Source organism: Streptomyces sp. NPDC006372, from assembly GCF_040612515.1.
In the GTDB taxonomy this organism is placed as follows: Bacteria; Actinomycetota; Actinomycetes; order Streptomycetales; family Streptomycetaceae; genus Streptomyces.
Genome location: NZ_JBEXQJ010000022.1, coordinates 38,167 through 53,031, shown reverse-complemented (window position 1 = coordinate 53,031; position 14,865 = coordinate 38,167). Strand labels below are relative to the sequence as shown.

General features: G+C 72.6%; 11 protein-coding genes. 2 read left to right on the top strand and 9 right to left on the bottom strand.

Annotation, left to right across the window (positions count from 1 at the left end):
• Positions 1-85: 85 nt before the first annotated feature.
• From ABZ016_RS27695 to ABZ016_RS27670, 6 genes are all read right to left on the bottom strand, one after another.
• Positions 86-1,192, bottom strand: a complete 1,107-nt coding sequence (locus ABZ016_RS27695) for an FAD-dependent oxidoreductase (protein ID WP_356919405.1) — start codon at positions 1,190-1,192, stop codon at positions 86-88.
• A gap of 168 nt (positions 1,193-1,360) precedes the next feature.
• Positions 1,361-2,524, bottom strand: coding sequence for a substrate-binding domain-containing protein (locus ABZ016_RS27690; protein WP_356919404.1), 1,164 nt, complete (start codon positions 2,522-2,524; stop codon positions 1,361-1,363).
• A gap of 48 nt (positions 2,525-2,572) precedes the next feature.
• Positions 2,573-3,670 carry an ABC transporter permease gene (locus tag ABZ016_RS27685; RefSeq protein ID WP_356919403.1) on the bottom strand — a complete coding sequence of 366 codons (1,098 nt, stop codon included), beginning with the start codon at positions 3,668-3,670 and terminating at the stop codon, positions 2,573-2,575.
• Positions 3,667-5,217 (bottom strand): sugar ABC transporter ATP-binding protein, encoded by a 1,551-nt coding sequence (locus tag ABZ016_RS27680; RefSeq protein ID WP_356919402.1) that lies wholly within the window; start codon positions 5,215-5,217, stop codon positions 3,667-3,669. Before ABZ016_RS27680 ends, ABZ016_RS27685 begins: the two co-directional genes overlap by 4 nt.
• 65 nt (positions 5,218-5,282) lie before the next feature.
• On the bottom strand, positions 5,283-8,234 hold the full coding sequence (locus ABZ016_RS27675) for a SpoIIE family protein phosphatase (protein WP_356919401.1): 2,952 nt from the start codon (positions 8,232-8,234) through the stop codon (positions 5,283-5,285).
• A 133-nt stretch (positions 8,235-8,367) separates the two neighbouring features.
• Positions 8,368-8,790 (bottom strand): secondary thiamine-phosphate synthase enzyme YjbQ, encoded by a 423-nt coding sequence (locus tag ABZ016_RS27670; RefSeq protein ID WP_356919400.1) that lies wholly within the window; start codon positions 8,788-8,790, stop codon positions 8,368-8,370.
• Between the two features lie 85 nt (positions 8,791-8,875).
• Between ABZ016_RS27670 and ABZ016_RS27665 the strand changes: the two genes are divergently transcribed.
• The gene (locus ABZ016_RS27665) at positions 8,876-9,952 is read left to right on the top strand and encodes an NAD(P)-binding domain-containing protein (RefSeq protein WP_356919488.1); all 1,077 of its coding nucleotides are present in this window, start codon (positions 8,876-8,878) and stop codon (positions 9,950-9,952) included.
• A gap of 120 nt (positions 9,953-10,072) precedes the next feature.
• Here ABZ016_RS27665 and mltG read toward each other — a convergent pair whose 3' ends face one another.
• Both mltG and ABZ016_RS27655 read right to left on the bottom strand, forming a co-directional pair.
• Positions 10,073-10,918: an endolytic transglycosylase MltG gene (gene mltG, locus ABZ016_RS27660; protein WP_356919399.1), complete on the bottom strand. Its 846-nt coding sequence runs from the start codon at positions 10,916-10,918 to the stop codon at positions 10,073-10,075.
• A 43-nt stretch (positions 10,919-10,961) separates the two neighbouring features.
• Positions 10,962-12,764, bottom strand: a complete 1,803-nt coding sequence (locus ABZ016_RS27655; RefSeq protein ID WP_356919398.1) for an ABC transporter ATP-binding protein — start codon at positions 12,762-12,764, stop codon at positions 10,962-10,964.
• Between the two features lie 105 nt (positions 12,765-12,869).
• Here ABZ016_RS27655 and ABZ016_RS27650 point away from each other — a divergent pair, with 105 nt between their 5' ends.
• Complete coding sequence (locus tag ABZ016_RS27650; RefSeq protein ID WP_356919397.1) at positions 12,870-13,319, top strand: MarR family transcriptional regulator; 450 nt, start codon at positions 12,870-12,872, stop codon at positions 13,317-13,319.
• Between the two features lie 106 nt (positions 13,320-13,425).
• Here ABZ016_RS27650 and ABZ016_RS27645 read toward each other — a convergent pair whose 3' ends face one another.
• Positions 13,426-14,853 (bottom strand): cation:dicarboxylase symporter family transporter, encoded by a 1,428-nt coding sequence (locus tag ABZ016_RS27645; protein WP_356919396.1) that lies wholly within the window; start codon positions 14,851-14,853, stop codon positions 13,426-13,428.
• Positions 14,854-14,865 lie beyond the last annotated feature (12 nt).

The window sequence follows — 14,865 nt, the reverse complement described above, 5'->3', positions numbered from 1 at the left end:
AAACGGTGGGGACCCTACCCCAGACCGAACCGCCGGGTAACGACCGGGGGGTGGATCACGTACGGGACTCCGTCCGTGCCGGGTGTCAGGCCGCCGTGTAACCGAGCTGGCGCCGCATGTAGGGCGTCATGAGGGTCTTCGCCTTGGCCAGGGTGGTGGTGCGACTGCCGAGGACCGCGGACTCGCCGCCCGGTACGGGCACCACCGTCAGGCCGTCGGCCGGGCCGAACGGCACGATGAGCGGGGTGCGCTGGGTCGGCCGGTAGAGGCGCGGCTCCTTGCGGTGCCTGCCGGAACTCTGGAGGTAGGCACGGATGTTGTGGGCCGCGATGTCCGCCTGGGCGAGGGCGGCGGGGGTGATCTTGAGTTCGGTGACGTCGTTCACGTCGCCGACGGCGAACACGTCGGTCTTCCCCTCGACCCGGAGCGTGCGGTCGACCTTCACGTGCCCGGTCCGGTTCAGCCAGTCGCCGAGCCCGGCCAGGCGGAGCCAGAGCGTGTTCGGCGTGGTGCCGGTCGCCCAGAAGGACAGGTCGGCCTCGATGACGGTGCCGCGGGCGTCGCGGTAGGTGCCGAACTCGGTGCCGGGCGACATGAACGAGTCGAGCCGTACGTCGACGTCATGGGCCTCCAGCCAGGCGAGGGCCTTGCGCCCCGGCCGCTCGCTGCCCGTGGAGTCGAGCAGCGCGGATCCGGAGTGGGCGAGCGTGACACGGGCGTCGGGCCGGGCGAGGCGGATCTCGGCGCTGAGTTCGACGCCGCCGGGGCCGCCACCGACGACGAGGACGTGTCCGGCGGTGGCGATGTTGCGCTGGTGTTCGGCGAAGGACTTGGCCGCTTCCTCGGTGGTGGTACCGGAGAAGCGGGCCGGCTCGGGGTAGTCGGCGCCGGTGGCGATGACGGCCACGTCGTACGGCAGCCGCTCACCCGTGGCGAGGACGATCCGCCGTTCGGCGGTGTCGATGCGGACGACCTTGCCGGCGATCACCCGGCCGTGGTGCAGCAGCCGGTCGTACGGGATGAAGGAGGTGTGCGTCCACTCGGGGCGCACCCCGGCGCGCAGGGAGGCGACGCGGTGGAAGAAGACCTCCTTGCGGTCCACCAGCGTGACCCGGGCCGTGCCGTCCAGCCGCTTCGCCAGCCGGACGCCGGCGTAACCGCCGCCGATCACCACTACGTCACGGTCGTACACACCGAGTCTCCTGTGCCTGGTGGGGGGGTGCGAGTGCCGCCGTGGACGGGCCCCGCTCGGTTCGACCCCCGGCGGCCACTCGACTGACGCGAGACTAGCGTTTGAAACTTAAAGAGATCCTGAGGTTCCGTGCATGTTCCGTGAAGGGATCGGCACCCTGACCGGTCGTCACTTCCCCCAGATCTTGCGGTACGCCTCCCGGTAGCCGGCCGGGTCCCAGGCGGTGGCGCCCTCGCTGTTGCCGGCCGTGGCGATATGGACGGGCGCGACGTAACCGCTGGCGGGGCGTCCGGAGAAGGCACGGTTGAACTCGTCGACGATCTGCCAGCCCTGGAGGGACAGCGGCTCGGGCACCGTGGCGGCCTGGTACTGCCTGCTGTTGATGCGCTGGAAGGCGGACGGGTCGCCGTCGCCCGCGCCGATGTTGAAGGGCGGCCCGGACCCCTGCTCGCCGGCCGCGCGGAAGGCCGGGGCGGCGTCGGCGAAGTACAGGTCGTTGATGGCGACGGAGTGCGTCCACCGGTCCTGGAACCGGGAGAGCAGGGAGGAGACCTCCCGCGGGGTGCGGCTGCTGGCGTCCGGGATCGGGATGTTCTGCACCGAGAGCACGTCGACGCCCTCGCAGTCCGTCAGCTCCTTCCTGATCAGGTCGGACTTGTTCCGGGCGAAGGGGATCGACGCGTCGGTGATGACCACGGCCCCGGCGTGGCCCCGCGAGTCGGAGATGATCCACTGCGCGCTGATCCGCGCCACGTCCTGGACCCGGGTGGTGACGTTGGTGAAGAGGTCGGGCCGCCGGCTGGGGCCGGGGTCGGGGACCGCGTGCCAGCCGATGAGCGGGATGCCCTGGGCGTTGGCGCGGGCGGCCTGTGACGCCGTCGAGTCGGGGTCGAACCCGCCGATGACGATGCCCGAGGGCCTGAGGGCCACAGCCTCGCTCATGGCCGCCTGGATGCCGGCCGGGGTGCCGCCGCCGTCGATCACGCGGACTGTCCAGCCGATGGTCCGGGCGGCTTCGCGCACCCCTTTCGCGGCGCCCGCGACGCCGGGATTGGTCATGGTCTGGGCGACGTAGACGAGGGTCTTGCCCGAAACCGCCTCCGGGCCGCCGGTGGGGCCGCCCCAGGGGATGTCGCCGCGCTCGGCCCCGGCGACGGCCTTCCGGGCCCGGTCCTGGACGGCGGGGCACCCGCTCGGGCCCGTCGTCGACTCGTCCGCGCCGCCCGAGGAGCCGCGTTCGCAGCCGGCGAGGGCGGTCGCCGTGGCCAGCAGGGCGCAGGAGGCGAGCCGCGCGACGCGGATGCGTGGGGCGGCCTTACGGATGCGGTGCACGGAAGCTCCTGTTGGGGGGATCGACGCGGCGGGTCCTGTCGAAGCGGTTCAGGGGGGCGTGCCCGTCGTGCCGTCCTCCGGCGCCGGGGAGGACGGGGGCGGGGGCGGTGCTGCGGGCGAGTCGCGGGCGGCGCCGCCGCGCATCCTGCGGCGGGCGGCGTATCCGGCGAGGCCCACGGCGATGAGCAGGGTTCCGCCGTTGAACAGCGGAACCGTCCAGAAGTCGGCGCCCAGTTGGGCGATGCCGGTGAGGCCCACGGCGAGCACGGCGACGGCGACGAGGGTGCCGAGGGCGTTCGGCCGGCCGGGCTTGATCGCCGTGGAACCGAGCAGGGCGCCGACGAAGGCGGGCAGCAGGTAGTCGAGTCCGACGCTCGGGTTGCCGATCTGCTGCTGGGCGGCGAGCAGCACTCCGGCGAATCCGACGATCAGGCCCGAGGCGGCGAACGCGTAGACGGTGTAGGTGCGGGTGGGGATGCCGACCAGGTCCGCCGCGCGCGGGTTCGATCCGACGACGTACAGGTACCGGCCGATCGGCAGCCGCTCCAGCACCAGCCAGAGGATGCCCGCGAGGGCGAGCACGTAGAAGGCGGGGACCGGCAGGCCGAGGAACGAGGAGTCGTAGAGGTCGGTGAAGGCGGGCGGCAGGCCCTGCGGGCCGGGGACGATCCGGCCGCCGTCGGTGACCCAGCCGGTCACGGCGTACATCATGCTGCCGGTGCCGAGGGTGGCGATGAAGGAGTCGATCCGGCCGAACTCCACGATGACGCCGTTGAGGACACCCACGGCCAGGCCTCCGGCGATCACGGTGAGGCAGGCGAGCGGCCAGGGCCAGCCCTCGTTGACGACGAGCTGCATCACCATCACGTGGGCGAGGCCCAGGGCGTAGCCGATGGAGAGGTCGAAGGCTCCGGTCACGATCGGCACCGTGGCGGCCAGTGCGAGGACGGCCGGGATCGACTGGTTGGACAGGATCGAGTCGACGGTGGCCAGCGTGGGGAAGGTGTCCGGCAGGGCGAGGGAGAAGACCAGGTAGAGCAGTGCGGTGAGGACGAGCAGGCCGTAGGCGCCGATGTGGTGACCGCCGGGACGGCGAAGACGTCCGGAGCGGCGCCGGGGCGGGGCGGGAGGGGGCGGCGGCGTCATGGGTTCCCGGCGGCGGACGGGGGCATGGCCGAGGCCGCCCGGGTGAGCCCGGCGACGGTGAGGGCGCCGCCGCTCAGCTCGGCCGTCACCGAGCCGCGCACGAAGACCAGGGTGCGCCGGCACACGCCCGCGACCTCCTCGAAGTCGGTGGACAGCAGCAGGACCGCGAGGCCGGCGGAGAGCGCCTCGTCGAGCAGGCGGTGGATGGCGGCCTTGGCGCCGACGTCCACGCTCGCGGTCGGCTCCTCGAGGATCAGCAGCCGCAGCCCCGTCCGCAGCCAGCGGCCGATCATGACTTTCTGCTGGTTGCCGCCGGAGAGCGTGGTGATGGGGGCCTCGCTGTCGCGGGGGCGTACCGAGAACCGGTCGATCAGGGCGGCGGCCTGGGCGCGTTCGCGTCGGGGGCCGATCCAGCGCGGTGCCCGCCGGTCTCCCGCGCGGGGATTGGCCAGGAAGTTCTCCCGTACGGTCAGCTCGGCGAGGCAGCCCTCCCGCAGCCGGTCGCCCGGCACGAAGCCGACCCCGCGGGCGACGGCCTCGGCGACCGTGCGGGGACGGTAGGGCCGCCCGTCGAGCAGCGCCAGCCCGCCCAGGAGGGGCTGGACCCCGGCGAGGGCGCGGCCCAGGTCCATGTGCCCGGCGTCCGAGAGGCCCACCAGCCCGAGGACCTCCCCGGCGGCGAGTCCCAGGGTGACCGGTCCGGTCCGGGCGGTCCGCGCGCCGTCGAGGGTGAGGACGGGCGCGGTGCCGGCCCGGGCTCCGGCGGGACGGTGGACGGCCGGTTCCTCCTCCTCGCCGACGATGTCGTGGACCAGGCGGGCGGGGCTGTGGCCCGCGAGCCGGCCGTGGCTGACGAGCCGGCCGTCGCGCAGTACGGCGAAGGTGTCGGCGACCTGGTACACCTCGTCCAGGCGGTGGCTGACGTAGAGGATGGCGTGCCCCCGGTCGCGCAGATCGTGCAGCACGCGGAAGAGCCGGGCGCTGTCCGCGGCCGGGAGCCGGGCGGTCGGTTCGTCGAGGACGATGAGCCTCGCGCGGGCCGCGAGCGCCCTGGCGATCGCCACCAGCGAGCGGTCGGCCGGCGCGAGTCCGGAGACGGGTGCGTCGGGGTCGAGGTGCGCGGCGACGATCCGCAGCGCGTCGACGCAGCGCTCACGGGTGCGCCGCCAGGAGATCAGCCCGGTGCGGCGCGCGTACCCGGTGGTCAGGGCGATGTTCTCGGTGACCGTCATCCACTCCACGAGACCGAGGTCCTGGTGGATGAACGACATGCTCCGGGACGCGGCGGGGCTGCCGAGGGGCTGTCCGTCCACCGTGATCCGGCCCGTGTCGGCGTGGTGGACACCGGCGAGCACCTTGATGAGCGTGGACTTCCCGGCGCCGTTGGGCCCGAGGAGGGCGAGCACGCTGCCGGCGTGGACGTCGAGGTCGACCCCGGCCAGCGCGACGGTCCCGCCGAACCGCTTGCTGAGCCCGCGGATTCGGACCAGGGGTTCGGGCCCGAAGGGCGAAGGCGCCTTCGCTGGCGTGTCGGGAGCGTCGCGCACCCGATCAAATTACAGCATTTCGGGCATTTCTCGGCCCCCTTGACGCACACGGGGCGGCGGTCGCCTCACGCCGCTTCGAGCCCGCATTCGGCCCAGATGACCTTGCCCTCCGGAAGGTAGCGCGTGCCCCAGCTCTGCGAGAGCTGTGCGACGAGGAACAGGCCGCGTCCGCCCTCGTCGGTGCTGGTCGCCCGGCGCAGGTGAGGGGCGGTGTTGCTGGTGTCGGAGACCTCGCAGACGAGGGTGTTCCCGAACAGCAGCCGCACCCGGATGGGTCCGGCGCCGTGCCGGATGGCGTTGGTGACCAGCTCGCTGAGGATGAGCTCCACCGCGAACGCGGTCTCGTCGAGCCTCCGGTCGGCCAGCCACCGCAGCGCGGACGCCCGGACGTCACCGACGACCGCCGGGTCGGCGGGCAGCTCCCAGGCGGCGATCCGGCCGGGGTCCAGGGCGTGGACGCGGGCGACGAGCAGGGCGATGTCGTCGTTCGGGTGCACGGGCGCCACGGTGTCCAGGATCGCCTGGCAGGTCTCCTCGGGTGCGCGCTCCGGGTGGGCCAGGGCCCTGCGCAACTGCTCCAGCACCACGTCGACGTCGCGGTGCCGGTCCTCGATGAGACCGTCCGTGTAGAGGACCAGCTGGCTGTTCTCGGGGAGGTCGATCTCGGCGGCGTCGAAGGGCAGGCCTCCGAGGCCGAGCGGGGGCCCGGCCGGCAGGTCGGGATAGGACACGGTGCCGTCGGGGTGGACGAGCGCGGGCGGCGGGTGGCCGGCGCGGGCCATGAGGCACCGTTGCACGGTCGGGTCGTAGATGGCGTACAGGCAGGTCGCGCCGATCACGCCGGCGCCCTTGCCGTCGGGATCCTCGCGGTCCAGACGGCCCACGAGGTTGTCCAGGTGCGTGAGGACCTCGTCCGGGGGGAAGTCGAGCTCGGCGAAGCTGCGGGCGGCGGTGCGCAGCCGGCCCATGGTGGCCGCGGAGAGCATGCCGTGGCCGACGACGTCGCCGACGAGGAGCCCGACCCGGGCACCGGGGAGCGGGATGACGTCGTACCAGTCCCCGCCCACGTCGGACTCGGCGGGCAGGTAGCGGTGGGCGACCTCGACGGCGTCCTGGTCGGGCAGTCCGTGCGGGAGGAGTCTGCGCTGGAGTGCCAGGACCATGGCGCGTTCGTGGGTGTACTGCCGGGCGTTGTCGATGGACAGCGCGGCGCGGGCGACGAGTTCCTGGGCGAGCGAACGGTCGTCGTCACCGAAGGCGCTCCCGGCGCGGTAGAAGCTGACGACACCCAGGACGACACCCCGCGCGAGCAGCGGCACCGCGATGAGCGAGTGGACGTGGGCCAGCAGGCGCCCGGTGTGCTCCGGGTCCTGGGCGAGCCAGCCCGCGGCGACCCCCAGGTCCGGTTCCAGTACCGCTTCACCGCTGGTCAGACTGCGCAGCTGGGGGGCTGTCGGGCCGAAGTCGGCGCGCTCGCCGGGCGGGGTGAAGGGCAGGTCCTCGCGGATGCCGTGGACCACCGTGCGCCGCAGGTCGGCGAGGGGGTCGGCGGATTCCTCGCCGCGCAGGACGGCGTCGGCCAGGTCGATGGTGACGCAGTCGGCGAGGCGCGGGACGGCCGTCTCGGCCAGTTCCTCGGCGGTGCGGCGCACGTCCAGGGTGGTGCCGATGCGGGCGCTGGCCTCGGACAGCAGCTCCAGGCGCCGTCGGGCCGCCAGGGCGTAGGCCCCGACGTGCGGCTCCCCCACCATGACGAGCCCCCTGGCCGGGAACGCTGACCCGGGGTGGTCGCCCGGCAGGCCCCCGCCGCCGTCGGCCGTGACGGCACCGCCGGCCTCCGCCACCGCGCCGTTGCCGTCGGCCGCGACCGCGGGGCCGGGCTCCACCGGGACCCGGTCGACGTCCGTCGTGACCGTGCGGCCGGGATCCGCCGGGACTCGGTCAGCGGCAGGTGCTGTCAGCGGACCGGGGGCGGTGGGGAGAGGCCCCTTCGGCAGGGTGAGCGACGGGCGTGCGGACTCTGGGGCGGCCGCGAGGGCGGCGAGGTCCGGCAGCTCGTCCGCCTGGCGCGGGAGCACGAGGTGGCCCCCCGCCGGGGCCGTGCCGGGCAGCACCGCCTCGACGGCGAAGCCCCGCACCCCCGAGGCACTCGTCATGGGACGGCTCACCAGCGTCACCCGCCGGCCGTCGGGCAGCGTCACGTCGACGGCGGCCCGCTGCGCGCACGAGATCAGCTCGGCGGCCTTCTCCACCAGGATCGCCTGGTCACGGGGGTGGAACGTGTCGGCCAGCGCATCGACGGCGAGGCCGTGACGCAGGTCGCCCCCCGCCCCGGAGGCCAGGTACGTCCGCAGCAGGGCCCGCTCGTGCGCGGAGCTCTGCCCCAGCAGCCGCCGCTCGATGGTCTCGGCCGCCCGGCGAATCGCCGGGGCCAGCGCGGGGCGCTCGAAACTGCGCGGATAGCCGAAGCACAGGACACCCTCGATGCGCCCGCTGAGCGGGTCGCGGACGGGCAGCGCGACGCAGGCGTTGGCCTGGGAGCGCTCCGCGAAGTGCTCGGCGCCGTAGACGCGGATGAGCTGCCGTTCCGCCAGGGCCAGTCCGATGCCGTTGGTGCCGGCGACCTGCTCGGCGAAGACGAACCCGGGGACCACCTGGATCGGCGGGAGACTCCTGGCCATCGAGGGGTCACCAAAGCGTCGCAGCAGCACCGTGCCGTTCGCGTCGGCCACCGAGATGTTGACCTGGCTGCCGGAGAACGTGGCTTGGAGCCGGTCGAGCACCGGGACGGCCGCGCGGACGATCCGGCCGCCCGGGTCGAAGTCCTCGGTGTAGGGGAGGTCGGACCGGTCCGGTGACAGACCCAGGGTGCGGGAGCGCTGCCAGGAGTTCAGGATGGACGCCCGCACGCCCGTGTCGACCGGCTCCCCCTGGAGAAACCGCTCGCGGAGACCCGCGGGCCCCGTGCTGTCCGTCGCACGCCCCGCCGGCCTGAGTTCCTCGCCGGACCGAACCACGCTTCGCCTCGCTTGCGCCCGGGATCATCCGCTGCGCGGAAGAGAATCTGGCATTGATGAGGATACGGGCATTAGGGGCATGCGTCACGGTGCGCCAGAGCCGTCCGGGCAGGGCGAGGGGTACGAGCGGCCCTCACCCCAGGAAGCTCAGCCGTACCTTCCGCTGCGGGTTGTCCTTGTTGGTGTCCACCAGACACACCGACTGCCACGTCCCGAGCTCCAGCCGCCCCTCCAGCACGGGCAGGGTCGCGTGGGGCGGGACGAGGGCCGGCAGGACGTGGTCGCGGCCGTGTCCGGGGCTGCCGTGCCGGTGCTGCCAGCGGTCGTCGGCCGGCAGCAGGGTGTGCAGCGCGGCCAGGAGGTCGTCGTCGCTGCCGGCGCCGGTCTCCAGGACGGCGATCCCGGCCGTCGCATGCGGGACGAAGACGTTGAGCAGGCCGTCGCGGCCGGCGGCCGCCTCGCGCAGGAAGGACTGGCAGTCGCCGGTGATGTCGACGACCTTCTCCGTGGCACCGGTGACGACGTTCAGAACTCGGGTGGTGAAGACATCTGACATGCCCTCCATCCTGACGTACGTACCGCAGGCCGTGCCGCATCCCCGGCTCGGGAAGATCCCTGACCCCGGCGGGGTTGGTAGAAGCGTGAACAACACACGCGAGGTCGAGGCCGTCGTCATCGGCGCCGGTCAGGCCGGTCTGGCCGGTGCTCATCACCTGCGGCGGTCCGGTTTCGAGCCGGAGCGCGACTTCGTGGTGCTGGACCACTCCCCCGGGCCCGGCGGCGCCTGGCAGTTCCGCTGGCCGTCGCTGACGTACGGCAAGGTGCACGGGATGCACGCGCTGCCGGGGATGGAGCTGACGGACGCGGACCCGGCGCGGCCGTCCGCCGAGGTGATCAGCGATTACTTCGACCGGTACGAGCGGGCCTTCGACCTGCGGGTGCGGCGCCCCGTCGACGTGCGGGCCGTACGTGAGGGTTCCGGTGGGCGGCTGCTGGTGGAGACCTCGGACGGGGCGTGGTCGACACGGGCGCTGATCAACGCGACCGGCACGTGGGACCGCCCGTTCTGGCCGCGCTACCCCGGTCAGGACACCTTCCGGGGACGGCAGTTGCACACCGCCCAGTACGCCGGTCCCGAGGAGTTCGCAGGGCAGCGGGTCGTCGTGGTGGGCGGGGGCGCTTCGGGCACGCAGCACCTGCTGGAGCTCGCCCCGTACGCCGCGGCCACCACCTGGGTGACCCGGCGCCCGCCCGTCTTCCGCGAGGGGCCCTTCGACGAGAACGCGGGCCGGGCGGCCGTCGCGCTCGTCGAGGAGCGGGTCCGGCAGGGGCTGGCGCCCCGCAGCGTCGTCTCGGTCACGGGACTCCCGCTCAACGACGCGATCCGGCAGGGCATCGAGGACGGGGTGCTGGACCGGCAGCCGATGTTCGACCGGATCACCCCGGACGGGGTGGCCTGGGACGACGGCCGGCACCTCGACGCCGACGTCATCCTGTGGGCCACCGGCTTCCGGGCCGCCCTCGACCACCTCGCCCCGCTGCGGCTGCGCGGCCCGGGCGGCGGCATCCGTATGGAGGGGACGCACGCGGCCGCCGACCCGCGCGTCCACCTCGTCGGCTACGGCCCCTCGGCCAGCACCATCGGAGCCAACCGCGCCGGCCGCGCGGCCGTACGGGACATCAGGCGGCTGCTGGAGCGGGAGCCGGCCGCGGCATGACCCTCGGCCGGGCCGTCCGGACCCGGCACTACGCGTCGCCTGCAGGGCGGGCCGGTACTGCTGCCGTCCTCTCCCTGCCCTCGTTCGGCGTTCCGGAGGGTCAGGCCATAGCCGGCCGCCTCACCCGGCCACCCGTGCGCCGGCGCTCTGCTGCCGGGCGTTGAACTCGGCCACGTTGCGCTGGTGTTGGGCGAAGTCCGCGGTGAAGCGCGTGTCGCCCGGGCGGACCGTGACGAAGTACAGCCAGTCGCCCGGCGGCGGGTTGACGGCGGCACGCATGGCGGCCTCGCCCGGGTTGTCGATCGGTGTGGGCGGCAGACCCATGCGTTGGTACGTGTTGTACGGACTGTCGATCCGGATGTCGTTCGTCGTGGTGCGGAGGGTGGAGCGGCCGAGGGCGTAGTTGACCGTGGAGTCCATCTGGAGCGGCATCCCGCGTTCGAGGCGGTTGAAGACCACCCGGGCGACCTTGCCCATGTCGGCCTCGGTGGCCGCCTCCGCCTGGACGATGCTCGCGACGGTGACGGCCTGGTAGACGTTCATGGCGTTGCGCTGCGCCCCCGCCGCGAGGGGGGCGCCGTTGAACTTCTGGTTCGCGGTGTCGACCATCAGCGTCAGGATCTCCTCCGGCCTGGCCTTCTCGCGGAGCGGATAGGTCGCCGGGAAGAGGTAGCCCTCCGGATTGCCCCCGGCGTCGCCCGGCAGTTTCAGGTCGGCCTTCGCGAGGGACTTCCTCGTACTGCCGGCGGGCAGGGCGAGCGCCTTGTCGACGGCCTCGTACACCTGGCTCGCACGCCGGCCTTCCGGGATGACCAGGGTCATCGGCTCACGGTGCGCCCGGTGCCCCAGGATCAGCAGCGGCACCGCCACAGCGGTGCCGACGACGACGGCTCCGGTCACGACGAGGGCGACACGGCCCCGGCGCGTCAGCCGGATCCTGCTCCGTGGCGGTGTGTTCTTCTGCATGGGGGCACAGTAACCCGCATATCGTCACCATCCGGGCATATGTTCATCCTGTCGGTTCCAGTTGCGCGTCCCGGCGTACGAGCGCCGCGTAGCGGCCGTCCCGCTCCAGCAGTTCCTCGTGCGTACCGAGTTCGACCGCGCGCCCCGAATCCAGGACCACGATCTGGTCGGCGCCCCGGACGGTGGACAGCCGGTGCGCGATGGTGAGGGTGGTGCGGTCCGCCGACAGGGCGTCGATGGCCTCCTGGACGGCGACTTCGGTCCGGGTGTCCAGGGCACTGGTGGCCTCGTCGAGGATGAGGACCGGCGGGTCGCGCAGGATGGTCCGCGCGATGGCCAGGCGCTGCTTCTCGCCGCCGGAGAAGCGGTGGCCGCGCTCGCCGACGACGGTGTCGTAGCCGTCGGGCAGGGACGCGATGTGGTCGTGGATCTGCGCCGCCTTCGCCGCCTGGAACAGTTCCTCGTCGGTGGCGTCGGGCTTGGCGAAGCGCAGGTTGTCGGCGACCGAGGCGTGGAAGAGGTACGTCTCCTGCGAGACGACGCCGACCGCGCGCGCGAGGGTGTCGAAGTCGAGGTCGCGGACGTCGACCCCGTCGAGGGTGACGCGGCCGCCGGTGACGTCGTAGAGCCGCGGCACCAGATAGCCGAGCGTGGACTTGCCGGCGCCGGTCGGGCCGACGATCGCGAGGCTGCCGCCGGCCGGGACGGTGAGGCCGATGCCGTCGAGGGCGTGACCGCCCTTGCCGTCGTAGCCGAAGGAGACGTTCTCGAAGCGGACTTCGCCCTTGACCCGGTCCAGGCGCACCGGGTCCGGGCGCTCGGTGATGTCGACCGGCAGGTCGAGGTACTCGAAGATGCGCTGGAAGAGGGCGAGCGAGGTCTGGATCTGCACACCGGTCGACAGCAGGCTCACGGCCGGGCGGAACAGGCCCTGCTGGAGCGAGACGAAGGCGACGATGGTGCCGATGGAGACCGCGGGGCCGCCCGTCTGGAGGGCGATGCCGGCGGTCCAGTAGATGACGGCGGGCAGGGCGGCCATGACGATGGTGATGACGGCCATGCGCCACCGGCCGGCCATGTTCGACCGCACCTCGAGGTCGACGAGTTCCTCGGACTCCTCGGCGAAGGACTTGGTCAGCGAGTCGGAGCGGCCCATCGTGCGGCCGAGCAGGATGCCACTGACGGAGAGCGACTCGGTGACCGTGGCGGCCATGGCGGCCATCTGCTTCTGCCGCCGGGTGGTGATCTTCCGGCGTTCGTTGCCGACGCGGCGGCTGATCCACACGAACACGGGCAGCAACAGCAGCGAGACGACGGTCAGGCGCCAGTCGAGGGCGACCATCGCGACGATCGTGGCGACCACGCTGGTGAGGTTGGAGACCAGGGAGGTCGCGGTGGAGGTGACGGTGGCCTGCATACCGCCGATGTCGTTGGCGATGCGGGACTGCACCTCGCCCGTGCGGGTGCGCGTGAAGAACGCGAGGGACATCCTCTGGAGCCGGCCGTAGACGGCGGTGCGCAGGTCGTGCATGACGCGCTGGCCCACCGTGGTGGAGATCAGGGTCTGCAGCACACCGAAGACGCTGGTGAGGACGGCGCTGAGGATCATGCCGAGGGCCAGCAGGCTGAGCAGCCCGGTACGCCCCTCGGGGATCGCGACGTCGAGGATCTCCTTCAGCAGGAAGGGCGTGGCGACCGAGACCAGCGACGAGGCGCCGACCAGCAGGCCGACGATCGCGAGGCGGCCCCGGTAGGGGCGGAAGAGCCGGAGGATACGGCGGACCTGCCGGGGCTGTTCCTTCGAGCCGTCGGGTGGGGTCCAGGGGGCTTCGTGGTCGGGATGCATGGGCTCCTTCGAGAGCGGAATACGACGTCGGGGCGCTGGGCGGATCGGATCGTAGCTCATTGTTACCTGTACTCACAATGAACGGCATCCTGATATTGTTCCCGCATGACCACGCCCGACCCCGACGGTCTGCTCGCCGAGCAGTTGCTGCGGCTCACACGCCGGGTGCACCGCATCCAGAAGCGCCATCTGGAGCACCGCGACCTCGGCATCACACCGGCCCAGTCCCGGCTGCTGCGCACCCTCGCGCACTGGGGCTCGCCACCGCGCATGGCCGATCTGGCCGAACGCCTGGAGGTGGTGCCGAGGGCGGTGACGACGCTGGTCGACGGACTGGAGGCGAGCGGCAAGGTGCGCCGGGTCCCGGACCCGGCGAACCGGCGGGTGACCCGCATCGAGCTCACCGACGACGGCCGGGACGCGCTGCGCGAACTGCGCGCGGCACGCAGGTCGGCAGCGGAGGAGATCCTCGAACCGCTGACCGAGGATCAGCGCGAGGCGCTCGGAGGGCTGCTGGACGCCCTCGTCGACGGCGCGCCGGCTCGCCCTTGCTGAAAGCGTGATCGAAGGGAGGGGCCGATCAAAGGTGCCCCTCGCACACCACGGGCCGCGGCCGCCGCTCGTCGTGCTTAAGCGGTGGCCGCGGCCCGTTCGAACTCGGTCAGCCGGCCTCGGGAGCGGGCTCCTTGGGCTTCTGGGTGGGGATGCCGGGCGCCGGGTCGGCCACCGTCGGCGGCGCGACGACGTTCTCGCCTCCACCGCTCCCGGGATCGCCCTTCTCGTCGTCCGACTCGTGCGCGTACTCCCCGTCGAGCGTCTTCTTCGCCCGCTCGATGTCCAGCGCACCCTCCCAGCGGGACACCGCGAAGACCGCGACGCAGTTGCCGAGCAGGTTCGTGACGACGCGCATCGAGTCCATGATGCGGTCCACGCCGAGCAGCAGGGCGACGGCTCCCGCCGGGATGGCGCCCAGAGAGGAGGCGGTCGCGGACAGGGCGAGGAACGCCGAACCGGGGATGCCCGCCATGCCCTTGCTGGTCAGCATCAGCACCAGGACCACGGTGATCTGCTGCCCGAGGCTGAGGTCCACGCCCACGGCCTGGGCGATGAACAGCGTGCCGATGGACAGGTAGAGCGAGGCGCCGTCGAGGTTGAAGGAGTAGCCCGTGGGCAGCACCAGACCCACGGCGTCGTCGCGGGCACCGGCCCGGCGCAGCTTCTGCATCACTCGCGGCATGACGGCCTCGGTGGACGCGGTGCCGAGGGCGAGCAGCATCTCCTCGCGGATGTAGCGCAGGAACTTCCACAGGCTGAGCCCGGTGACCACCCGCAGGGCGAGGGAGAGCAGCGCGATGAACAGCGCCGCCGCCGCATAGCAGAGCACGATGAGCTTGGCGTAGGTCTCCATCACGCCGAGGCCGTAGTTGCCGACCAGGTGGGCCATCGCGCCGAAGACCGCGAGCGGGGCCAGCCGCATGATGAAGCCGACGACCGTGAAGATCACATCCTGGGCCTGGTCGATGGCGGGCAGGATCTTCGGCACCCTGGTGTGCCCGAGGTGCAGCAGGGCGGCACCCACCAGGCAGGCGAGGATGAGGACTTGGAGCAGCTCGTTCTCGGCGAAGGCTCCGACGAAGCTCTGCGGCAGGGCGTTGAGGACGAACTCGGTCGTCGAGGGCAGCTGGCCGCCGCCCGTCGTCTTGTCGACCGCCGCGGCGTCCAGCGAGGAGGGGTCGACGTTCATGCCCTTGCCGGGGCCGACGAGGTTGGCGGTGACAAGGCCGATGACCAGGGCGGCCGTGGAGGCGACCTCGAACCAGACGAGGGCCTTGACCCCGATCCGGCCGAAGGCCTTCAGGTCACCGGCCTTGGCGATGCCGACGACGACCACGCAGAAGACCAGGGGCGAGATCACCGTCTTGATGAGCCGGGTGAAACCGTCGCCGAGCGGCTGGAAAGCCGTGGCCGTGTCCGGCCACAGCTTCCCGACGACGATTCCGAGCACGAGCGCGCAGAGGACCTGCGCGAAGAGTGAGGTACGCAGGGTGCGTGCGACGCGCCGCGGCAGGGACGGTACGGACGGTGGCACGGGGCCTCCTAA

Coding starts and splice junctions, on each gene's coding strand:
- ABZ016_RS27685 (WP_356919403.1), bottom strand. CDS start 3,670: ATGACGCCGCCGCCCCCTCCCGCCCCGCCCCGGCGCCGCTCCGGACGT.
- ABZ016_RS27670 (WP_356919400.1), bottom strand. CDS start 8,790: ATGTCAGATGTCTTCACCACCCGAGTTCTGAACGTCGTCACCGGTGCC.
- mltG (WP_356919399.1), bottom strand. CDS start 10,918: ATGCAGAAGAACACACCGCCACGGAGCAGGATCCGGCTGACGCGCCGG.
- ABZ016_RS27655 (WP_356919398.1), bottom strand. CDS start 12,764: ATGCATCCCGACCACGAAGCCCCCTGGACCCCACCCGACGGCTCGAAG.
- ABZ016_RS27650 (WP_356919397.1), top strand. CDS start 12,870: ATGACCACGCCCGACCCCGACGGTCTGCTCGCCGAGCAGTTGCTGCGG.